This is a genomic window from Rhizobium sp. NPDC090279, assembly GCF_044769665.1.
Classification (GTDB): domain Bacteria; phylum Pseudomonadota; class Alphaproteobacteria; order Rhizobiales; family Rhizobiaceae; genus Rhizobium.
The window spans coordinates 356,423-377,918 of sequence record NZ_JBIVYI010000005.1; the positions used below are offsets into that span (position 1 = coordinate 356,423).

22 protein-coding genes are annotated in these 21,496 nt (G+C 59.4%); 9 read left to right on the forward strand and 13 right to left on the reverse strand.

The window, feature by feature from the left end; translation table 11 throughout:
* Positions 1–43: 43 nt before the first annotated feature.
* On the reverse strand, positions 44–1,189 hold the full coding sequence (locus ACIQWP_RS14990; RefSeq protein WP_402788454.1) for a glycosyltransferase family 4 protein: 1,146 nt from the start codon (positions 1,187–1,189) through the stop codon (positions 44–46).
* Between the two features lie 12 nt (positions 1,190–1,201).
* A complete protein-coding gene (locus tag ACIQWP_RS14995) occupies positions 1,202–1,777 on the reverse strand; it encodes a polysaccharide biosynthesis/export family protein (protein ID WP_402788456.1) in 576 nt (191 codons plus the stop codon).
* Positions 1,778–1,968: 191 nt separating this feature from the next.
* Here ACIQWP_RS14995 and ACIQWP_RS15000 point away from each other — a divergent pair, with 191 nt between their 5' ends.
* A complete protein-coding gene (locus ACIQWP_RS15000) occupies positions 1,969–4,230 on the forward strand; it encodes an exopolysaccharide transport family protein (RefSeq protein ID WP_402788458.1) in 2,262 nt (753 codons plus the stop codon).
* Here the strand turns inward: ACIQWP_RS15000 and ACIQWP_RS15005 are convergent, their stop codons facing one another.
* Together ACIQWP_RS15005 and ACIQWP_RS15010 are read right to left on the reverse strand one after the other, a co-directional pair.
* Positions 4,231–5,484: a GNAT family N-acetyltransferase gene (locus ACIQWP_RS15005; RefSeq protein WP_402788460.1), complete on the reverse strand. Its 1,254-nt coding sequence runs from the start codon at positions 5,482–5,484 to the stop codon at positions 4,231–4,233.
* A 135-nt stretch (positions 5,485–5,619) separates the two neighbouring features.
* The gene (locus tag ACIQWP_RS15010; protein WP_047627098.1) at positions 5,620–5,829 is read right to left on the reverse strand and encodes a DUF2842 domain-containing protein; all 210 of its coding nucleotides are present in this window, start codon (positions 5,827–5,829) and stop codon (positions 5,620–5,622) included.
* 112 nt (positions 5,830–5,941) lie between these two features.
* On the opposite strand from ACIQWP_RS15010, the gene ACIQWP_RS15015 reads away from it, so the two are divergent.
* Entirely contained in the window at positions 5,942–7,045 is a 1,104-nt protein-coding gene (locus ACIQWP_RS15015) for a COX15/CtaA family protein (RefSeq protein ID WP_402788463.1), read from the forward strand.
* A 22-nt stretch (positions 7,046–7,067) separates the two neighbouring features.
* Here ACIQWP_RS15015 and ACIQWP_RS15020 read toward each other — a convergent pair whose 3' ends face one another.
* The 9 genes from ACIQWP_RS15020 to ACIQWP_RS15060 all read right to left on the reverse strand — a co-directional run bounded on the left by ACIQWP_RS15020 (position 7,068) and on the right by ACIQWP_RS15060 (position 14,919).
* Positions 7,068–8,378, reverse strand: coding sequence for a tlde1 domain-containing protein (locus ACIQWP_RS15020; protein ID WP_402788465.1), 1,311 nt, complete (start codon positions 8,376–8,378; stop codon positions 7,068–7,070).
* A gap of 433 nt (positions 8,379–8,811) precedes the next feature.
* Entirely contained in the window at positions 8,812–9,744 is a 933-nt protein-coding gene (argC, locus tag ACIQWP_RS15025; protein WP_402788467.1) for an N-acetyl-gamma-glutamyl-phosphate reductase, read from the reverse strand.
* Positions 9,745–9,881: 137 nt separating this feature from the next.
* A complete protein-coding gene (gene speB / locus ACIQWP_RS15030; RefSeq protein ID WP_402788469.1) occupies positions 9,882–10,835 on the reverse strand; it encodes an agmatinase in 954 nt (317 codons plus the stop codon).
* A complete protein-coding gene (locus tag ACIQWP_RS15035; protein ID WP_402788472.1) occupies positions 10,816–11,193 on the reverse strand; it encodes an antibiotic biosynthesis monooxygenase family protein in 378 nt (125 codons plus the stop codon). The genes speB and ACIQWP_RS15035 overlap by 20 nt, the downstream gene beginning before the upstream one ends.
* Positions 11,194–11,360: 167 nt before the next feature.
* Positions 11,361–11,624, reverse strand: a complete 264-nt coding sequence (locus tag ACIQWP_RS15040) for a hypothetical protein (protein WP_402788474.1) — start codon at positions 11,622–11,624, stop codon at positions 11,361–11,363.
* Between the two features lie 140 nt (positions 11,625–11,764).
* Positions 11,765–12,232 (reverse strand): 30S ribosomal protein S9, encoded by a 468-nt coding sequence (gene rpsI / locus ACIQWP_RS15045; RefSeq protein WP_168805585.1) that lies wholly within the window; start codon positions 12,230–12,232, stop codon positions 11,765–11,767.
* 2 nt (positions 12,233–12,234) lie between these two features.
* The gene (gene rplM / locus ACIQWP_RS15050; RefSeq protein ID WP_004122374.1) at positions 12,235–12,699 is read right to left on the reverse strand and encodes a 50S ribosomal protein L13; all 465 of its coding nucleotides are present in this window, start codon (positions 12,697–12,699) and stop codon (positions 12,235–12,237) included.
* A 237-nt stretch (positions 12,700–12,936) separates the two neighbouring features.
* Complete coding sequence (locus ACIQWP_RS15055) at positions 12,937–13,773, reverse strand: EamA family transporter (RefSeq protein ID WP_402788478.1); 837 nt, start codon at positions 13,771–13,773, stop codon at positions 12,937–12,939.
* A gap of 819 nt (positions 13,774–14,592) precedes the next feature.
* Complete coding sequence (locus ACIQWP_RS15060; protein WP_402788480.1) at positions 14,593–14,919, reverse strand: hypothetical protein; 327 nt, start codon at positions 14,917–14,919, stop codon at positions 14,593–14,595.
* A 113-nt stretch (positions 14,920–15,032) separates the two neighbouring features.
* Between ACIQWP_RS15060 and ACIQWP_RS15065 the strand changes: the two genes are divergently transcribed.
* The 7 genes from ACIQWP_RS15065 (at position 15,033) to pstB (ending at position 21,467) form a co-directional block, all read left to right on the forward strand.
* Complete coding sequence (locus ACIQWP_RS15065) at positions 15,033–15,461, forward strand: CoA-binding protein (RefSeq protein WP_047628699.1); 429 nt, start codon at positions 15,033–15,035, stop codon at positions 15,459–15,461.
* A gap of 170 nt (positions 15,462–15,631) precedes the next feature.
* Positions 15,632–16,915: an O-acetylhomoserine aminocarboxypropyltransferase gene (locus ACIQWP_RS15070; protein WP_402788483.1), complete on the forward strand. Its 1,284-nt coding sequence runs from the start codon at positions 15,632–15,634 to the stop codon at positions 16,913–16,915.
* Between the two features lie 151 nt (positions 16,916–17,066).
* The gene (locus tag ACIQWP_RS15075) at positions 17,067–17,411 is read left to right on the forward strand and encodes a cupin domain-containing protein (protein WP_402788485.1); all 345 of its coding nucleotides are present in this window, start codon (positions 17,067–17,069) and stop codon (positions 17,409–17,411) included.
* A 312-nt stretch (positions 17,412–17,723) separates the two neighbouring features.
* A complete protein-coding gene (gene pstS, locus ACIQWP_RS15080; RefSeq protein WP_402788738.1) occupies positions 17,724–18,695 on the forward strand; it encodes a phosphate ABC transporter substrate-binding protein PstS in 972 nt (323 codons plus the stop codon).
* A 71-nt stretch (positions 18,696–18,766) separates the two neighbouring features.
* A complete protein-coding gene (gene pstC / locus ACIQWP_RS15085) occupies positions 18,767–19,738 on the forward strand; it encodes a phosphate ABC transporter permease subunit PstC (protein WP_402788487.1) in 972 nt (323 codons plus the stop codon).
* An 11-nt stretch (positions 19,739–19,749) separates the two neighbouring features.
* Positions 19,750–20,601, forward strand: a complete 852-nt coding sequence (pstA, locus tag ACIQWP_RS15090) for a phosphate ABC transporter permease PstA (RefSeq protein WP_402788489.1) — start codon at positions 19,750–19,752, stop codon at positions 20,599–20,601.
* A gap of 29 nt (positions 20,602–20,630) precedes the next feature.
* Entirely contained in the window at positions 20,631–21,467 is an 837-nt protein-coding gene (gene pstB, locus ACIQWP_RS15095) for a phosphate ABC transporter ATP-binding protein PstB (protein ID WP_402788491.1), read from the forward strand.
* Positions 21,468–21,496: the final 29 nt, after the last annotated feature.

Here is a 21,496-nt window from a genome sequence, read left to right on the forward strand (position 1 = left end):
ATCAGATATCAGCTAAGAAACACTTACAACGCTTGCCTGTATTCTAACCGTCGCTGTCCAGGCCAAGTATATTTTGATACAGGCTCAAAGTATCCCGTGCCATGGCCGAGGCAGAAAATTTCGATCGTATCGTCCCGATATCGGGCATGTTGCGGGCCCCCCATTGTGGCTCCGTAATCGCTTCGGCCATGATGCGCGCGAGATCGTCGGCATCCTCCGGCTTGGCGAGCGCGGGGCTGGTTTCGCCAAGCGCTTCCGCAACGCCGCCGACGCGCGAGGCGATGACGGTTTTTCCGGCCGCGAGCGCCTCCAGAACGATGTAGGGCATGGCCTCGGCGCGGGAGGGAACGACGACGTTCTGCGACACCGTAAAGGCTTCCTGCACGCGCATGGCCGGCAGCATGCCGATACGGTGACCGAGGCCTCGTTCCACCATCATCCGGTGATATTTGTCCCTGTCGGGTCCGTCACCGATTATCAGTGCCGAGAGTGGCCTGCCGACACGCCGTTCGGTTCTCGCAAAGGCGTCTATAAACAGATCGGGACCTTTGAGGTCCCGCAGCATGCCGATATAGACGAAATGCACGGAGTCTGATCGCGTCGGGACGGTGCGGAAATCCCTGTCGCTGATGCCGTTATAGATCATCATCGAACGGGTGCGCGGCTTGCCGATCTTCCTCTCATAGGTGCGGCGTTCGAAATCGCAGATGAAGATCAGGCCGTCGGTCAGAAACTCCAGCAGCCGCTCCAGGCTATGCACCAGCATGCCCTGCAACGAACGGCGCGGGAAATGCAGGCTTCCGCCATGCGCGGTATAGAGGCGGGCTACGCGACACTTGTTGACCCGCAGGATTGAGCCGAGAACACGCGCAAGCAGGCCGCCCTTGGCGCCATGCCCGTGCAGCACATCCGGCCGCAAACTCTTGATTTCCTTGTAGCTACTCCAAAGCGTGCTGGCATCCGCCAGGGTAATTTGCCGCCGGATCGGCAGGCGAACGATGCCAAGCGCCAGGAAAGGCGCGATATCGTCGAACAGGCGGTCCTCATGCTCGCCGCCCGTCAGACTGTCGCAAAGGATACCGACTTCGTGGCCCGCTTTGCTCTGTTCTTCCGCCAGATCCCGGACATGGCGGAAGACTCCGCCGACCGGCGATCTGAAGCAATGGAGGATTCGAAGCGGTCTGGCCATAAGCGGGCGCGGTTAGAACAACCGCTCTCTGACGTAGATGGTGTCGCCTGCCAGAACCGGATCGGAAATGCTGACCCGTCCTGTCATGACATGACCGTTGATCTTGCGGGTGACGTCTGCGTTGGATTGGTTGGCCCGGCTGCTGAAGCCGCCCGCGACCGCGATGGCATTTTGAATGGTCATGCCAGGCACATAGGAGTACTGGCCCGGCTGGCCGACCTCGCCCATGATATAGACCGAACGATAACGGTCGATATCGATGGTGACGTCGGGATCGCGAATATATCCCTGGCGAAGCTTCTGCGCGATCTGACCGGAGAGCTGCTGCAAGGTCCGGCCGCGAGCGGTGACCTGACCGATCAGCGGGAAGGCGATATAGCCGGCCTGATCGACCGTGTAGGTATTGGTCAGTCCAGTCTGATCGAACACGGTGACGCGCAATCGGTCGCCGCTATCAAGCGTATAGGGCTGGATGGTGGCCTCGTTGAAGGCTTTGGGCGCCGGCTGATAGGTGTTGCAGCCGGTGAGCGCGGCGCTCACGGCGGCCATGCCGAGTGCAAGGACAATCTTTGACTTTGCGAAGGGCATTTCGCGCTCATTAGAAAGGGAAGACACTGCCGTCGTTATCAATCCGTTAGGGTTAACGGTCGGTAAAGAGCAAAGAAAATTCCAGGAAAAAATTAGAGATGCCAAAAATAATGCTGGAGAAATACTATTAACGCTTGGGTTACCATAGTCGTTTACGATTAATTTCGGCTTTCTATTACGGAGTTTTGTATATGTCCGGTGTCAACAACACCCAGCAGGATGTGGACATCGATCTCGCTCAGCTCTTTCGCGCGGTCTGGCGGCGGCGGGTGCGCGTCATTGCCATCACGCTGGCGGGCGCCTGTGCGGCATTCGCGATCGCCAAGGTCATGTCGCCGGAATATCGCAGTGAAGCCCGCATCCTGATCGAGCAGCGCGCGCCGGCCTTTGCGGCGACGACTTCGGGCAATGATTCCAGTGCCGGCCCGCTGCTGGACGAACTCAATATCGCCAGCCAGGTGCAGATCCTGCAGTCGGCGGATCTGGTCAAGCAGGTCATCACCAATCTCAAGCTCTACGACCGTCCCGAATTTGCCGCAGGCAACAACGGCTCAGCGCTCTCGGATATTCTCATCAAGTTGCATCTAAAGCGGGCGGCAGCCGACAAGGCGCCGGAAGAGCGGATGCTCGATGCCTTCAACAGCCGACTGCAGGTCTATCAGATCAACAGCTCGCGCGTGATCGGCGTCAGCTTCACTTCGCGCAATCCTGATCTGGCCGCCAGCGTGCCGAATGCCATGGCGCAGGTCTATCTGTCGATGCAGAGCGGCGCCAAGCTCGACTCCAACAGCGAAGCGACGCGCTGGCTGGAGCCGGAGATCGCCAAGCTGCGCGACAAGGTCAGCGATGCCGAAAAGAAGGTCGCTGACTATCGCTCCGCCAACGGGCTTCTCCAGACCAGCCAGAACAGCAATTTCGCCACGCAGCAGCTCGCGGATATTTCGACGCAACTGGCGCAGGTGCGCGGCGACAGGGCCAATGCCGAGGCGCGGGCGCAGGCGGTGCGCAGCGCCTTGTCCAGCGGCCGCTCCACCGACACCCTTGCCGATGTCGCGGGGTCGCAGACCATTCAGCGGTTGAAGGCTACCCAGTCGAACCTGGAGTCGCAGATCTCGGATCTGTCCACGTCGCTGATGGACGGGCACCCGCGGCTGAAAAGCCTCAGGGCGCAGCTCGTCGATATCCGCCAGCAGATCGATCGCGAGACCCAGAGGATTCTGGCAAGCATCGAGAATGAGGCAAAGGTAGCGCAGCTGCGGGAACAGCAGCTTCTGGCGCAATCGAACACCCTGAAGGCTGACAGCGCCCGGGCAGGGGAGGATGAAGTCGGCCTCAACGCACTGGAGCGCGAAGCCACTGCCGAGCGGCAATTGCTCGAAACCTATCTTGCCCGTTATCGCGAGGCGGCCTCTCGCGTCGACAAGAATTCCAGCCCCGCCGATGCGCGCATCGTTTCCACGGCGGTCGAGCCGGTCGATCCGTCCTTCCCGAAGGTCGGCCCGATCGTCGTCGTCGCTACCCTGGCCACCTTCATCCTCACGGCCATCGTCATTATGCTCGCGGAACTGTTCAGCGGTCGCGCATTGCGTCCCATCGGACCCGCACGCAGCAAGGAGGAGGATGCCGCCGCGCCGGAAGCGGTGGAGCGCGCTCAACCCGTCAGCGAGCCGGCTCCAGTTCGGGCAGTTGCGAGAGTGAGCAGTGCCGAGGCGCCGGCAAGCATGCTTTCGGTACCGGTAGAGGAAATTCCGGTTCCGGTTCCAGACACCGTAATCGCCCCGGATGCCGCTGTTGCTCCGGACGCTACGATCGCCCCGGACCATGAACCCAGGCAGACTGTTCATATGGCGGAGGAAGAGGAGGATTTCTCCATCCAATCCGTCGCCGATTATCTGATCGACAGCGGCTCGCGGCTGGCTATCGCCATATCGCCGACCGGTGACAATGGCTCGACGGCGACCGTCATGCTGGCGCGGACCATCGCCGATGCGGGAAGCCGCATCGTGCTGGTCGATATGACCGGCACAGGATGTCCCTCAAGGTTCATGGCTGAGCATGACGAGCTTCCTGGCGTAACCGACCTGCTGTGCGGCGAAGCGGCGTTTGCCGATACGATCCACCCCGATCGCTTGTCGGATGCCCATCTCGTGCCGCAAGGCATGAGCGACCTTGCTCGCGCCATGCGCGGCGCCGACCGCCTGTCGCTGATCCTCGACGCACTCGGTTCGGCCTATGATATCGTGCTTGTGGAGTGTGGGGCCGCCGAGGTGTCCGGTGTCGCGCGGCTGACGCGCAGCAAGGAGACTGAAATCATCCTCTCCATGCCCGAGCCCGATGAAAGCCAGTTCATCGCCGCCATGACGGAATTCCAGAAGGCCGGCTACGAGCACATCATCCTGATGTCCGGCTGGCGCGAGGAGCATGATCCGGATACGCGCCGGGATGCAGCCTGATCAATCACCATCACCGTCATTCGGCGCTGCGCCGTCGCCATGTCGTGCCCGCAGCCGTTGGATGAACGAATAGAGCTTTCGGTTGGACTTGATCGCGACCTTCACGCGTACGATGCCCCGCTGCGTCATTGCCGCGAGATGGCCCCGACCTGAGATTGGCAGAAAGAGATCGTGCTGCACGGTTTCCATCGGGCACCAGGAGCGCTTGTAGGTCTGGTTGCCGATGCCGAAATCGAAGAGAGCGACGCCTTCGCGATGCAGCCGCTCGATCATCAGCCAGAACAGCAATTCCCCCGGGCTTGCCTCCGCAACCAGAGTCTCGTCGATGGAGGCAAACTGGCAGATGACGTGGTCTCCCTTGCGCGACAGGGCAGCGATCGCCGGAATATGGCCCTCGTGCTCGCCCTTCAGTCGCAGCGCATGCACCTGCAGCGTTGCGTCGAGGCCACCCTTTCCGTGCCGGTGCAACATTGCGTGCAGCGCAGCCTTGATCCGGGCATCTTTGAAGGCGTCGGGCAAACCGGCATCCTTGAAGCGGATCGCCTTCTGCCGGAAGAAAAGATCGAGAAGCGCGTCCTGCTGGTCAGGGCTTGCAATTATATGGTCATAGCCGCCTTTGCCATCGAGGATTCTGCTCTGATGCTTGAATTTCTTGCGCCGGCGCTTGGCGTTCACCTGCTTCAGGCTTGCTTCGAAACTGCCAAGGAAGGGTAGCTGAAAGGCATGGTTCTGGTTTTCGATTGATGTCAGCGAGGCGAGCGGGTTGCCTCGGCCACGCCATTCGAGCGGGATGTTGCGCAGGATGACGACGTCCACCTTGCCGCGCAAAGCCGCGGATATGGCGGTTGCCTGAACGGCCGTCAGTTTCCCGTTTGCCAGGAACCGCGCCGAAAACAGGCCGGTATTGATGTTGTTATGGTGACCTCCGATGAACTCGGCCCGTCTTATTCCTCGACTGCGGATGATCTCGAGCGGCAGGATGAAGGCGACGTGGTCTCCGATGGAGCCGCGGACAATGGCGAGAGGATGCGAGATGGTCTCCGCCCAGGCCGCGCACCAGTCATAACTTTGGTGCAGCGAGGTGAGATCGTCCTGTTCCAGCGTGCGCCATTCGGCCTCGAGCGGCGCCATGCTATCGAAGACGTCGACCTGCAGTTGATCGGCCGCAGCGGGCGGCGTCCCGATGGACGCAGTCCGCCCATCCGCCGCCTCGGCGGCGGCTATGCCGGCGATATCTTGCCTCTGGGTCTGCATCCGATCTTCTCCGCTCCGGCGGCGTTCGAACGCAGTTTGACGGGTAACGGCTTATTTTTGACTTAAGATGGGACAGTCGCGCGGGACAAGGTGCAGATCAGGGTTAGCCTTGTGTAAATCGGGCCAAGGCCAGTGTCATTGCGGGCGCGGCCCGGCCATCCATTTGATGATGCCCATCGCCGGCAACACCCAGATGATGCCGCTGAAAAAGAAATACAGGAAATGTACCCAACCGGGTTGATCTGCAAGCGTTCGCACTGCAACGATCATGGCAACGATCGCATAGATTGCAACCAGCAGCACGAGCAGGATCATGCCAATGAATTTGCGCAGGCGAAGGGGCACCGGGTTTTCTCCTCACTATGACAACATGCCGCGACGGCATGCCGCAAACTCCCGGGACTTGTTTTGCACGCCCCTATCGGGCAAATCAACAGCCTGATCGAAGGGAGAAGCCATGGCTGCCACTAATTTTACGACCGAACAGGCTATTTTGAAGGAAGTGGCTCGTCAGGACCGCAATCGCCGCGCCATCCGTCTCTGGCTCGCCTGCGTGCTTCTGGTTCTCTTTGGCCTTGTATTGGTGGGCGGGGCTACGCGCCTCACCAATTCCGGCCTGTCGATTACACAGTGGCAGCCGATCCACGGCGTCATCCCGCCGCTGAATGCGCAGGAATGGCAGGACGAATTCGACCTCTATAAGCGCATCCCGCAATTCCAGATCCTCAACAAGGATATGACGGTCGAGGAGTTCAAGGGCATCTTCTGGTGGGAATGGGCGCATCGCCTGCTGGCACGCACCATCGGCGTCATCTTCGGTCTGCCTTTGCTGTTCTTCGTCCTGACCGGCCGCGTCGAGCGCAAGCTGTGGCTGCCGCTGGCCGGCATTTTCGTGCTTGGTGGCCTCCAGGGTGCGATCGGGTGGTGGATGGTCTCCTCGGGCCTGGAAGCGCGCACCGATGTCAGCCAGTATCGCCTTGCGACCCATCTCGTCACAGCCTGTCTGATCTTTGCCGCCTGCATGTGGTTCATGCGCGCTTTGTCGCCGCATTCGAACGAACCGCCGCCGACACGCTATTCGGCGAAACTCGCTGGTTTGATCGCCTTCATGGCCCTGTTCCAGATCTATCTCGGCGCGCTTGTCGCCGGTCTCGATGCGGGCCTCAGCTACAATACCTGGCCGCTGATGGATGGTGCCATCATACCGGGGGATCTGTTCGTGCAGTCGCCGGGCTGGATCAATTTGTTCGAGAATCCGAAGACGGTCCAGTTCGTCCACCGTCTCGGCGCCTATGCGCTCTTCGCCGTCGTCGCCATCAACATGATCGTCTCGCTGCGCGCTGCGGTGCAAACGACGCATGCGCGGCGGTCCGTCGTGCTCTTCGTGCTGGTGCTGATCCAGGCAATCCTCGGTATTTCGACATTGCTGCTGCATGTGCCGCTGGATCTGGCCCTGGCGCACCAGGCCGGTGCCCTGATCGTCTTCGGCTTCGCGATTGCCAATTGGCGCGGCTTCTATGGTGAATTGCCGCGCCAAACATCGATTGTCGTGAGGGATTGAGGCGCATCGCGCCTCAATCCTTCTAGCGCGACGAGGCGACGCTTGCTGCCGACGAGACGCGTGTGACCACTTTCAGGCGCTTGATTTCGCCGCGCCTGAAGGCTGCCAGGAAGCGGTTGTAATCCTTGAAGACCACGCAGCCATTCGATTCGCCACGAGCTCCCCTGAGCATGTACGTGTGAGCCAGCAAGCCGTCGCGCCCATAGACGCGGGCGCCGTTTGCGGGTGTCAGGCGCAGCGCCTGCACACCATGGAACAGGCTTTCCCTGTATGTCAGGTTATAAGTTTCAGGCGGCGTCGGCCCGGTGTTTTTGCGGTCGACATAGCGCGGATTGTCACGCATGTGGCCGAGGCCGGAATGGGCCTCAAGGCGCTCGCCGCTCGGCAGATAGACCGTTTTCGCCTCGATATCGTAGATCGCCGTGCCCGCACCGGGGCTGATCGCCGCAAACGGGTTGAGGAAGGGCTTCGCCTTGCGCACGGAACTGTCATCCGGATCGGCATAGGCCATGACGCGCGAAGGCGGCTGTGTAGCCGCATCACTGCCCGTCGCCCTGGCGATGGCGCTCGTAGCGCTCGCGCGCTGAACGGGCGTTTCACGAGCAGGGCGGGCCACGGGAATAACGTTCAATACGGCTTCTGCCACGGCAATGTCCGCGTCCTTGGCGGGCAGCGGCCTGGCTTCAGCGATGGCGGGCAGGCTCACCTCAGGCGCTGCCGAAGCGAGTGCAGCCGGTTGTCCGGTCGTCCTGAGAGGACCTGCGGCCGGCATCAGCGCGGCAGCATATTTCGCCTGGGCCAGCGATTGGACTGCGGTTGCGAAATTTATGGCGATCACCTTGCGCAGGCGGTCGACCCTCTCCGGTGGTGCCGCGGCCACTTCGAGACGGCCGCTCTTGATACTTGCGGCGGCATCTTGAGCCTGCTTCATATCGGATGTCTGTTGTGCGAGTGCATATGCCAGTTGCACACGAACCGCATCCGCGCCGCCGGCTTTCGTTTGAACCTCTGCTTCCGCGACGCTGCCGAAACGGCTTTGCCCATGCAGCGATGTCGTCTGGCTGGCGAAGTGAGCGGTGCGCATGGCGTGATTTTGCGGAACGATGAAGGCCGATGCACGCGGCGCCAGGAAGCTGTCGGTCGATGTCGCTGCGCCGGGAAGCGATAGCACCATCGATTGCGTCGTTATCAGCGTCGCCGCGACCCAGGCGAAAGCCGCCACTGCGACGCCGGTGGCCAGGGTGCCGGGACGGATGCTGAAGGATTTTTTCGATCGCGCCGCATAGCTGGAACGCGAATTGAAGTTACCGAAGGTTTCGGTCACGAACGCCATGATACTCGTTATCCAAACTACACAGACACTACGCCGGCTCAAGAACGCACACGCGCCCTAACGCGAATTCCGCGTTTGATCGCCAACTTGCCGGCTGTCTGGAAGCATGCCGAATTATGGTAACCAATTCCTTTACGATGGCTCATTCTTCGATATTCATTGAAAAAAGGGATAGTTTTGAACGCCCCACTCATCCGGGCCAGTAAAGCCGTTAAAGAGCAAATCCGGCCGACAATTGGTCGCGGAGCCTCACGGTCGTTCACTTTTCCGTGTAGCTTCGGCTAATTTAGGGCGACGGCAAAAATAAGGCCGAGGGCGACTGGAGAGTCGAAATTGCGCAAAACTCCTTACTCCCATCAAAAAGGCCCGGCCTGATCGATCCAGTATGGATGAGCAGGCCGGGCCGATTGCATTTCAACCAGTGCTTGGTGAATCAAGCGCTTAGCATCAGATCCATGTTCTGTACGGCGGCGCCCGATGCGCCCTTGCCGAGATTGTCGAGCAGCGCAACGAGATTGACCTGGGCAGCCCCCGGCGTGCCGAAGACGAACAGCTTCATCGTGTCCTTGCCTGCAAGCTCGACGGCATTGACGCGGGGCAGGGAGCGGCTTTCCTCAAGCGGGATGACCTGAACGATATCCTGGCCGGCATAATGGTCGACGAGCGCAGCATGAATGCTCTCAAGCGTCGTGCCTTCTGCCAGATCGCCGATATGCAGCGGCACCTGCACGATCATGCCCTGCGCGAAGCGACCGACGGAGGGCGAGAAGATCGGCGCGCGATCGAGCAGGCCGTGCGTCGTCATCTCGGGCACGTGCTTGTGGGTCAGCGGCAGGCCGTAGAGGAAATGCGGCGCGGTGATCGCATCCGGATGGTCCGGGTTTTCCATTTGCGCGATCATCTGCTTGCCGCCGCCGGTATAACCGGAAACGGCATTCACGGTCACAGGATAGCCCGCCGGAATGATGCCTGCGGCGCGCAGCGGTCTGATGAGGCCGATTGCACCCGTCGGGTAGCAGCCCGGATTGGCGACGAAGCGCGCCGCCTTGATCTTGCTGCCCTGGTTGCTGTCCATTTCCGCAAAGCCATAGGCCCAGTCGGGATGGATGCGGAAGGCCGTCGAGGTGTCGATGATGCGAACATTGTTGTTGGCCGCCACCATCTTCACCGCTTCCTTCGATGCATCGTCGGGCAGGCAGAGAATGGATATGTCGGCGGTGTTCAGCATGTCCTCGCGCATGGCGGCATTGCGCCGTTCCGCTTCCGGAATGGACAGCAGGTCGACATCGCGGCGGTCGGCCATGCGCGTGCGGATCTGCAAGCCCGTGGTTCCGTGTTCGCCATCGATGAAGATCTTCGGTGCCATCTTATTCCTGCTCTTTCAATAGGTTGAGAGTGTTTCCGGACTCAGTTTGCCATGCAGTTGATTCAAAATCATAACAGCCACTTCGGAAGCAGCAGGACGGCCTTTGAAAAGTGGCCGCGCCTGTCCGAAATCTTGTCTCAGCGGCCGCTCGCACGTCGTTCGGCGTGGAGACCGAGCATATACATCGCCACGGTCGCCCCGGCAATGGCGGTGATGTCGGCGTGGTCATAGGCAGGGGAGACCTCGACCACGTCGGCGCCCCGGATATCGAGCTGATGCAGCCTTTGCAGCACCGACAGGATCTTGGCGCTTGAGGGACCTCCAGCAACCGGCGTTCCCGTGCCCGGCGCATAGGCCGGATCGAGGCAATCGATGTCGAATGTCAGGTAGGTCGGAGCGCCCTTGGTATGGGAAATGATCGTCGAAGCGATTTCGGCGGCGTTCATGTCCTCGACCTGATGGCCATGGAGAATATGGATGCCGAAATCGTCAGGCGCATGCGTGCGGATGCCGATCTGGATGGAGCGATCCGGATCGATCAGCCCGTCGCGCACGGCACGCGCAACGAAAGAGCCATGGTCGATCCGCTTGCCGTCATCGAACCACGTATCCTGATGGGCGTCGAACTGCACCAGTGCCAGCGGCCCATGCTTGGCGGCGTGCGCCTTCAGCACCGGCCAGGTGACGAAATGATCGCCGCCGAGGGTCAGCATGAAGGCGCCGCTATCGAGGATGGTGGTTGCCTGTCGCTCGATCGCGTCAGGCGTTTCCTGATGGTTGCCGTAGTCGAGCAGGCAGTCGCCGTAATCGATCACGGCCATCTCGGCGAACAGATCGCGGTTGAACGGATATTGCGGATCATTGTCGAAGATGGCGGAGGCGCGGCGGATCGCCTGCGGCCCGAAGCGCGTTCCCGGCCGATTTGAAGTGGCTGCATCGAAGGGTATGCCCCAGACCACGGCGTCGACGCCCTCAAGCGATTTGGTAAAGCGGCGTCGCATGAAGGATAGCGCGCCGGCAAAGGTCGGATCGCTGGCGGCCGACGTCAGGCTGGTGGCGGTGAAGGCGTGATCAATCGATGTGCTCGGCAAGCGCGTCTCCCTTGCCCACCTGGAAATCATAGGCTCTTTCTATACGTCCTACGCGAACTTTGTATTCTTCATACCAGCGCTCGCGTCCAAGTTTCTGCGCGGCCAGATGCGATACGACATTCTTCCAGGCAAGGATGCTTTCCTCGTCCCGCCAGAAGGAGTTGGTAACGCCGAAACCATCGGCTCCCCTTGCGCTTTCGAGCCCGAGACAGCCCTCCTGCGCCAGCGCCATTTCCTCCATGCGTTCGCCCATCGCGCCATAGCCATTATCGCCGGCGGTTCGGATCGAGGCGAAGGATACGATGTAGTAGGGCGGCTTGGGAGTGGCCGCAAAGCGGGATGCTTTGTTGGTGCTCATGACGTGCCTCACGGGGTGGAACGGAATTCCGTTCTGTGAATCGCGGATATCTAAAGCATGTCGCGCAAAAATATGCAGCGGTTTTGCGACAACGACATGCCTGAATGAAAGGCCTAAAGCGCAAGAAGCGAATCTGAGAGATCGCGACGCGCTTTGGTGTTCGATGCTTATTTGCCCGATCTGGCGGTGCATTGATATGCCTTTTTCACGCAGGCGATCTGCGGCGTCGAGCAATCGGCCTGCCCATCGGTCGCCACACAATAGGAGCAGCTGTCGTTGAACTCGCGACAGTCCGGGTTTGCCTGGAGAAAATCCTTCATGCTCTGCATCTCCGCGGCCTTGCCAGCTGGCGGCGCTGGCTGGGCATCGTCACACAGAACGGGTGCGGCGCTGGCAATCAAAAGCAGAAGCGAAAAGATGAATCCACGCATTGAACTCTCCCGATGCTTGTATCGGGACTTTGCCACAAAATGCGCCGCTTGCCTTGGCGGATCTGCATGTTTTCCCATGCCGCAAAAGAAAAAGGCCGGGGAAACCCCGGCCTTTCCAAAATCTCGTCTCGGATAAGCGATTAACGCTTGGAGAACTGGAACGAACGACGTGCCTTTGCACGGCCGTACTTCTTGCGTTCGACGACGCGGCTGTCACGGGTCAGGAAGCCACCCTTCTTCAGGACCGAGCGCAGGCCCGGCTCGAAGTAGGTGAGCGCCTTGGACAGGCCGTGACGAACGGCACCGGCCTGGCCGGAAAGACCGCCGCCGGCAACGGTAGCGACGATATCGAACTGGCCGTCGCGAGCAGCGGCGAAGATCGGCTGACGCAGGATCATCTGCAGGACCGGACGGGCGAAATAGTCCGTGTAGTCCTTTTCATTGACGATGATCTTGCCGGTGCCGGCCTTGACCCATACGCGGGCAACAGCGTTCTTGCGCTTGCCGGTCGCGTAGGAACGGCCAAGCGAGTCGACCTTGCGGACGTGAACCGGAGCAGCAGCTTCCGATGCCGTGCCGAGATCCTTCAGGGAAGAGAGATCAGCCATTATCAGGCGCTCCTTACGTTCTTCTTGTTCAGCTTGGCGACGTCGAGGACGACGGGCTGCTGTGCTTCGTGGGGATGGTTCGAGCCGGCGTAGACGCGCAGGTTCTTCATCTGGCGACGGCCGAGCGGGCCGCGGGGAACCATGCGCTCGACGGCCTTTTCAACGACGCGCTCCGGGAAGCGGCCTTCGATGATCTGACGAGCCGTACGCTCCTTGATGCCGCCGGCATAACCGGTGTGCCAGTAGTAAACCTTGTCTTCGTACTTCTTGCCGGTGAAGACGACCTTGTCGGCATTGATGACGATGACGTTGTCGCCGTCGTCGACGTGCGGCGTGAAGGTAGCCTTATGCTTGCCGCGCAGACGCATTGCGATGATAGAAGCGAGACGACCAACGACAAGCCCTTCGGCGTCGATGAGCACCCACTTCTTCTCCACCTCTGCAGGCTTCTGGGAGAAGGTTGCCATGTTGCATACTCTCTTTTAGGACCCTTGGCCCGAAGGCGCCTGGGCGTTTCTTGTTGCTTGATTTGGTGCGCAGAAATGCGTGCCAAAAAGAAAGCAGCCCGGAAAGGCTGCGATCTGGGGCGGCTTATAGAGTGAATGGGGCCTCGGGTCAATATCGCCAGATCGGGCGCTTGTAAAAATTAACAAGCAAAATCAATGCGATGATAGTGTGGTATTTTGAAACCACATAATTTGTCGTCAGCCTAACCGCAAAACCAGCACTCCGGCAGCAATAATTGCGCCGGCAATATAGCGCCAGATGCTGGACCGCTCCTTCAAGACGACGACGGATATGACGAGCGCAAAGAGGATCGACGTCTCGCGCAATGCCGCAACCATCGCGACCGGCGCCTTGGTCATCGCCCATAGTGCCAGCCCATAGGAGACGATGGACCCGCCGCCGCCGATCAGCCCGCGCCACCAGTTGTAACGGACATGGGCGGCGACGGCGTTGATGCCGCGTTGCGAGATCGCCCAGGCGAAGAGGAGAATCGGAGGCAGAAGCGCCATCCATAGGGTATAGGATACCGCATTGCCCGATATCCGCGCGCCAATACCATCGACATAGGTATAGGTCGCGATGACGAAGGCATTGGCAAGAGCCAGAACGATCGCCCGGCGGCTGCCCTTTCGCGCCTCGAAGGCAAGTGTCAATATGCCGGCGCAAATGGTCATGGTGCCGAAAAGCGCGCCGCCCGAAAGCGTTTCCTTCAGAATGAAGCTGCTTGTGGAGACGATGATGAGCGGCGCCACGCCGCGCATCAGCGGATAGACGAGCCCGATATCACCGGCGCGATAGGCGGCCGCAACAAGTTGGAAATAGGCAAATTGCAGAATGGCCGAAGCACCGATGAACGGCCAGGCCGAGGAGGCCGGCAGGGGCAGGAACGGCAGCAAGGGGAGGGCGGCGACCGCGCCACCAGCCGAGACCAGTGCTGCGTCGAGCGACTTGTCGGTTCCCGCCTTGATGATCGCATTCCATGTCGCGTGCAACAGGGCGCCGAAAAGGACGAGCGCGATAACGTCAAGAGACACGGAAAACCTCGGGAATTGGCAGGCGCGACGGCAATGCTTGGTATTTTGTGGGAGTGCGGCTCCATATGATCCGCAATCCGTCGAAAAGCAACGAATTATCCGTCAAAATGCTGGCCCAGCCTTGCCTTTCAAACGGAAGACGGCGTCAGGCGCATGTTCTCTTTATGTTTCGTATAACCTTTTCGCGCATTATAAATAACTAATTTATTGGAGTATGAAGCGCGAACAAAGATTGCATGTCCTGTGAACGCGGGAGTAGCATTAGACAGTTCTTACTTAAAAACGACAGGACGCTGAACCGCCTGCGGCCAGACGCCTGGAAATCGCGGCAAGAGCTCCGCGCATCCCTGTCTTGCCAACGAATATAGTGGATAATTATGCAATCGCTGAAAAATATTACAGCCGACGCGTGCTGGCAGCTGACGAGGAATATATTAAAAGTTATCTATATTTTAAGTATAGAATCGAGAAGCCGGTAAAACACAGGGTATAGCATAACGCGAAAATGAAAATTATTCTGTGGGAAAATTGTGAAATAGCATATGCTTCGCGTTCCTATTCGGTTCTCACTTGAATTCAATATTCGTGAGATCTTGCTAATTTATATGTGAATGAATAGAGAACAAAGATTGCATTTCCTGAGAACGCAACTCTGCTGCGTCAAGAAAATCTATGAAAGCGCTTTGAAGGATCATCCAAACGCAGGCGCATAGAAGCGCCTCCACGGTCGCCGTGCCGAAGGCACACCGTGCCTGGGACAATCATTGGTCGTATCAAACTCCCGAGTCGTCCACAGTATACTATGGTAGCTTATCGCGATCAGCGTCGGAAAATCAAATCGTCGTCATCGAGGTCGGTCGTCGGTCGGCATATGTAGACCGGGCAAGAGGCGCGGTCTTTCGTGGGCAGGTAATCCTGATAGGCATAGTAGCCGACATCGCACGCGTCGCCGTCTGCGACATAGCGGTCGTAAAGCGTCATGTTCGGCGTTCTCTTGGCCGGGTAGCGCATGATGACCGCGCGCTCGCGGTTGATGACGGCTCTCGCTTCGGCACAGGTCATCGACATGGAATTATATCGCGAAATGGCCAGCGCAGGCGTCGCGGCCGATGTGACGAGCAGGCCCAGCAGGATGAATTTTTTCATCTGAGTAATCCTCCCTGAAGTTGATATAATACAATATATATACGCGGAGACCGTGGTTGCGGTTTCCATATGTGTGAGAAAAAGCAAGTGTGATCGAGGTGGGAGGCTTCGTGATGAACCACGATAGTTATGACGATTCCTATATAGCCGATATCCTCTTGTCCGTAAGGACCATTGCGCTCGTCGGCGCTTCGCCCAATCCCGCACGCCCGAGCAACGGCGTGATGGCCTATCTCCTGAACAGGGGCTATCGCGTCATCCCCATCAATCCCGGGCAGGCCGGCAAGGAAATTCTGGGGCAATGGGTCTATGCGCGTCTGGCCGATATTCCGGAGCCTGTGGATATGGTCGATGTTTTCCGGGCACCCGAATATCTCCGGTCGGTCGTTGAGGAGACGATCATGATCGAGCCGCGGCCGCCGGTCATCTGGGGCCAGCTCGGCGTGCGTGATGATGCCGCCGCCGCCAGGGCCGAAGCCGCGGGAGTAAGGGTCATCATGGACCGCTGCCCGGCCATCGAATATCCGCGTCTGGTCGCCTGATCCGAGATCAGGCGCGGTGGCAGCCATCCGGCCGTTTATCGCGCGATCTCACTGAAAGATGGCAAGTTTTTTCCGCGAGCCGAAAAGCACGGCAAAGTTCGCGGTTAACTTTCATGTGTCGACCGTTATGATCTTCCCACGATAAACGGAAACTCGCGGGAGGAAAAATCATGCCGACGAACAATCCTGGTTTCGACACGCTGGCGATCCATGCGGGCGCGCAGCCGGACCCGGCGACAGGCGCGCGCGCGACACCGATCTACCAGACGACGTCCTTCGTCTTTCAGGATGCGGACCACGCCGCAGCCCTTTTCGGATTGCAGCAGTTCGGCAATATCTACACCCGTATCATGAACCCGACGCAGGCCGTGCTCGAAGAGCGGGTGGCCGCTCTCGAAGGCGGGACTGCGGCTCTCGCTGTCGCCTCCGGTCATGCAGCCCAGCTGCTCGTCTTCCATAGCATCATGCAGCCCGGCGACAATTTTGTCGCGGCCAAGCGGCTCTACGGTGGCTCGGTCAATCAATTCGGGCAATCCTTCAAGAATTTCGACTGGCGGGTCCGTTGGGCCGATCCGGCCGATCTTGCGACCTTCGAAGCGCAGATCGATGGCCGCACCCGCGCCGTCTTCATCGAGAGCCTTGCCAATCCCGGCGGCACCTTCGTCGATATCGCCGCGATTGCGGCGATCGCGCACAAACATGGCCTGCCACTGATCGTCGACAATACCCTGGCAAGCCCCTATCTGATCCGGCCGCTGGAACACGGCGCCGACATCGTCGTCCACTCGCTGACGAAATTCCTTGGCGGCCACGGCAATTCCATGGGCGGCATCATCGTCGATGGCGGCACCTTCGATTGGTCCGCCTCGGGCAATTACCCGATGCTGTCTTCGCCGCGACCGGAATATAACGGCATCGTGCTGCACGCGACCTTCGGTAATTTCGCCTTCGCCATCGCCTGCCGCGTCCTCGGCCTGCGCGATCTCGGTCCGGCGATCGCGCCGTTCAACGCTTTCCTCATTTTGACCGGTATCGAAACGCTGCCGCTGCGCATGCAACGCCACTCCGACAATGCGCTCGCCGTCGCGCGCTGGCTGGAGGCACAGGAGAAAATCGCCTGGGTCAACTATGCCGGCCTGGAGGACGATCCGAACCATGCCCTGCAGCAGCGCTATTCGCCGAAGGGGGCGGGCTCCGTCTTCACCTTCGGCTTGAAGGGCGGTTATGAAGCCGGCAAGGGACTGGTCGAAGGTCTGGAGCTGTTCTCGCACCTTGCCAATATCGGCGATACGCGCTCGCTCGTCATCCATCCAGCCTCGACGACACACAAGCAGCTGACGGACGAGCAGAAGGTCTCAGCCGGCGCCGGCCCGGATGTGGTGCGCCTGTCGATCGGCATCGAGGACGTCAGGGATATCATCGCCGACCTCGAGCAGGCGCTGGCAAAAGTTTGAGGATGGCGCTCACGAAAGGCTGAAAAAGCGCGCCGGCCATCTTTGATGGTCCGTCGTTTCGTGTTTCTGTCGGTCCGCGATCGCTTCAAGGCGCTCGCGGACCTTCTGTCTTGGCATTGTGCCGTCGAGACACGATCAACGGGAGACTGGCGTGACGACCTACCTGCAACTGGATATCGACGGCGTCGAACCGGAGACGGGCGAGCCTGCGGCAGATCGGCTCGTTTCCGGTGCCCCGATCTTTCGCAGCTGGAACCTCGATGAGGCTGGCGGCGGCCTTTATGCCGGCCTATGGGAGGCGACGCCGGGAAAATGGAAGATCGCCTATGACGAGTGGGAATATTTCAACATTCTCTCGGGCTATTCCATCGTCACTGCCGATGACGGCGAGACGTTTCATCTGCGCGCGGGTGACCGCCTGATCTTGAAGCCCGGCTTCAAGGGGACCTGGGAAGTCGTTGAAACGACTCGCAAGGACTATGTGATCCGTCTCTGACGATCTTCTTGAATCAAAACATGAAGTTCGCTTCCCTCTGTAGTGGGATGCAGGCCATTCGATGCGGTTCTGCGATGGTCGCGATGATTGCCACAGGTTGTGTCACTGCCGCTTCATTAAACTGTCATCAAACTGAAACAATGCGGCATTAGAGCCATCATGTCGCCAGGAGATTGAGGTGGGGTTCCTAACGATAGGATACTCCGTGCTCAGTTTCTGCTCGCCATCCTTTCATCACTCTGGGAAGTGAGTTCAATCATGTTGAATCAGAAATTTCGTTCGCTTTGCCTGACTGCAGGCTTCATTGCGGCTATGTCCGTTTCGGCCTCCGCTGCCGACATCACGGGCGCCGGTTCGAGCTTCATCGCACCGGTTCTGTCCAAGTGGGCCGAAGGCTACAAGGCTGCGACGAACAATGTCGTCAATTACCAGTCGGTCGGTTCGGGCGCCGGCATCAAGCAGCTCCTCGACAAGACCATCGTATTCGGCGCTTCGGACAAGCCGATGAGCGACGCTGACCTCGAGAAGAACGGCATTGCCCAGTTCCCGATGATCTCCGGCGGCATCGTCGTTTCCTATAACGTTGAAGGCGTAAAGCCGGGTGAACTCGTTGTCGACGGCAAGACGCTGTCCGACATCTTCCTCGGCAAGATCACCAAGTGGGACGATGCAGCCATCAAGGCTCTGAACCCGAACGTGAAGCTGCCGTCCACGACGATCTCCGTCGTTTACCGCGCCGACAGCTCGGGCACGACCTTCAACTTCACCGACTACCTGTCGAAGGTTTCGCCGGAGTGGAAGGAAAAGGTTGGTTCGAACACGGCAGTTGAATGGCCGGTCGGCTTCGGCGCCAAGGGTTCCGAAGGCGTTTCCACCACCGTCAATCAGACGGCTGGTTCGATCTCCTACGTTGAATATTCCTACGTCGTCGCCAACCACATCGGTTTCGCGAAGATGAAGAATGCCGCCGGCAAGGTTATCGAGCCGAGCCTCGATACGTTCAAGGCTGCCGCTTCCAACGCCGATTGGGCTCATGCCAAGAACTTCAACCTGATCATCACCAATCAGCCGGGCGAAAAGAGCTGGCCGATTGCAGCTTCGACCTGGGTTCTGCTCTACAAGAAGCCGGCCGACCCTGCTCAGAACGAAGCAGCGCTGAAGTTCTTCAAGTGGTCCTATGAAAAGGGTCAGAAGGACGCGACCGAGCTGTCCTATCTTCCGGTTCCGGAAACTGTTGCTAAGGTTGTCGAAGAATCCTGGAAGAAGGACTTCGGCACGAAGTAATTTCGGCTGAAAAGTTGCGGCGGACAGGGTAAAACCCTGTCCGCCTTTCGTGACAGGACAAGGGGAAATCGATGGCTGACGCGACTCAGACGGCTGGCTTCCAGGCACTGGATACCAGCGCCAGCACCAGAAAATTCCGAATACAGGATCGGATTTTCTATCTTATGACGCTTGGCTCGGCTTCCCTCGTCGTGCTTCTGCTGCTGGCAATCATTGTGGTTCTCATCATCGATGCCCTGCCAACATTCCAGGCCTTCGGGTTTTCGTTCCTCTGGGGCACGAAGTGGAGTGCTCCCGCCGATATCTATGGTGCCGTGCCTGCCGTGGTCGGTACGCTGGTAAGTTCGCTCATCGCCATGCTGATTGCCGTTCCCCTCGGCATCGGCATCGCCATCTTCCTCACGGAACTTTGCCCCGGCAGCCTGCGACGTCCGATCAGCACGGCCATCGAGCTTCTGGCCGGTGTTCCCTCGATTATCTACGGCATCGTCGGTCTGTTCATTCTCGTGCCGCTGATGCAGAACTACATCCTGCCATTCCTTATGATGACGATCGGCCAGGTGCCGGTTATCGGCTTGCTCTTCCAGCCGCCGGCGCCCGGCGTCGGCCTGTTGACGGCAAGCCTCGTGCTGGCCGTCATGATCCTGCCGTTCATCACCGCCATCTCTCGCGACGTGTTTACCACCGTACCGCCGATGCTGCGTGAATCCGCCTACGGCATGGGCATGACCACATGGGAAGTGGCTCGCCACATCCTGATCCCCTATACACGCCGCGGCCTCGTCGGCGGCATCATGCTCGGCCTTGGCCGCGCGCTTGGCGAAACCATGGCTGTTACCTTCGTCATAGGTTCGGTGAGCCGCCTGCAATCGTCGATCATCTCGCCGTCCACCACCATTTCCGCCCAGATCGCGAACAACTTCGGCGATGCCGACGGTCTGCAATTGTCGAGCCTGATTGCGCTCGGCCTGCTCCTGTTCGTCCTTTCCTTCTGCGTGCTTGCAGTGGCGAGGTGGATGATCGGCCGCGGCGACTCGCTTTAAGGGAAAAGCCCATGGAAAATGCAATTCGTCAGAATCTTGTGTCGAGGCGCTATACGAAGAACCGGGTGATGATGGCCCTGTGCTTCATCGCGGCCATCCTCGGCATATTCTTTCTCAGCGTGATCCTTGTGAGCCTGGTTTATCGCGGTGTATCGGCGCTCAGCCTCGACGTCTTCACCATGTCGATCCCGGCCCAGGGCTCGCGCGGCGGCTTGATCAACGCAATCTACGGCACAGTGCTGGTCACGGGCTGCGCCATCCTGATCGCCGCGCCGATCGGCATTCTCGCCGGCACCTATCTGGTGGAATATGCCAACGGCAGCAAACTTGCCGAAGCTGCGAAGTTCCTCAACGACATCTTGCTGTCCGCACCCTCGATCATCGTCGGCGTGTTCGTCTACGGCGCCGTGGTCGTGCCCATGCACGGGAACTCTGCCATCGCCGGCATCCTCGCGCTGGCGCTGATCGCCCTTCCGGTCGTCAACCGCACGACGCAGGACATGCTGTTGCTGGTGCCAAATGCGCTTCGTGAGGCGACCGCCGCGCTCGGTGCGCCGCGCTGGAAGTCCATGATGATGGTGATCTACCGTTCCGCCTGGACCGGCATCCTCACCGGCATCCTGCTCGCCGTCGCCCGCATCAGCGGCGAAACCGCGCCGCTTCTCTTCACGGCCGGCTACAGCAAGTTCATGAATGCAGGTCTGACCGGTCCGATCGCCACGCTGCCGGTTGCCATCAACACGCTCGCCGCCGATGCAGGCGAGGATCTCAAACAACTTGCCTGGGCCGGCGCGCTGATCATCACCGTTGCCATCCTTGCCCTCAACATCCTTGCCCGTGTCTTGAGTGGGCGCCGCCAATGACGCAGCCGCCGAACGATAGGAATGAGACCATGAACATGAGCGACAACAATTTCCAGAGCGTCAACGCACAGCCGGGGAAGGACGCCGCTTCCCAGACGGATCTCGGCGCGCTCGCGAAACTTGAGGTGAAGAACCTCGACTTCACCTATCAGAACGGCCATCGCGTTCTGAAGGGTGTGAATATGAACATCCGCAAAAATGCGGTCACCGCCTTCATCGGCCCTTCGGGTTGCGGCAAGTCCACGCTGCTGCGCACCTTCAACCGTATGTATGATCTTTATCCGGGCCAGACGGTTGCGGGCGAGATCCTGCTGGATGGCCGCAATATCCTCACCAAGGACGTCGATCTGAACGATTTGCGCGCCAAAGTGGGCATGGTGTTCCAGAAGCCCACGCCGTTCCCGATGTCGATCTATGAAAACGTCGCCTTCGGCATCCGGCTCTATGAGAAGATTTCCAAGGCGGAAATGGATGTCCGCGTCGAAGCGGCGCTGACGGAAACAGCGTTGTGGAGCGAAGTGAAAGAAAAGCTGCACCAGAGCGGACTTGGTCTTTCCGGCGGCCAGCAGCAGCGTCTCTGTATCGCCCGCGCCATCGCGCTGCGTCCGGAAGTCCTGCTTCTGGATGAGCCGACCTCGGCTCTCGACCCGATCTCGACCGCCAAGGTCGAAGAACTGGTGTCGCAGCTGAAGGGTGAGTTCACGATCGTCATCGTCACGCACAACATGCAGCAGGCGAGCCGTATCTCCGATAGCACCGCCTTCATGTATCTCGGCGATCTGATCGAATACGGCCCGACCGAGCAGATCTTCCAGGCGCCGAAAGTCAAGCGCACGGAAGACTACATCACCGGCCGTTACGGCTGATACGGTTGGACGTTTTCGCATAATTCGCG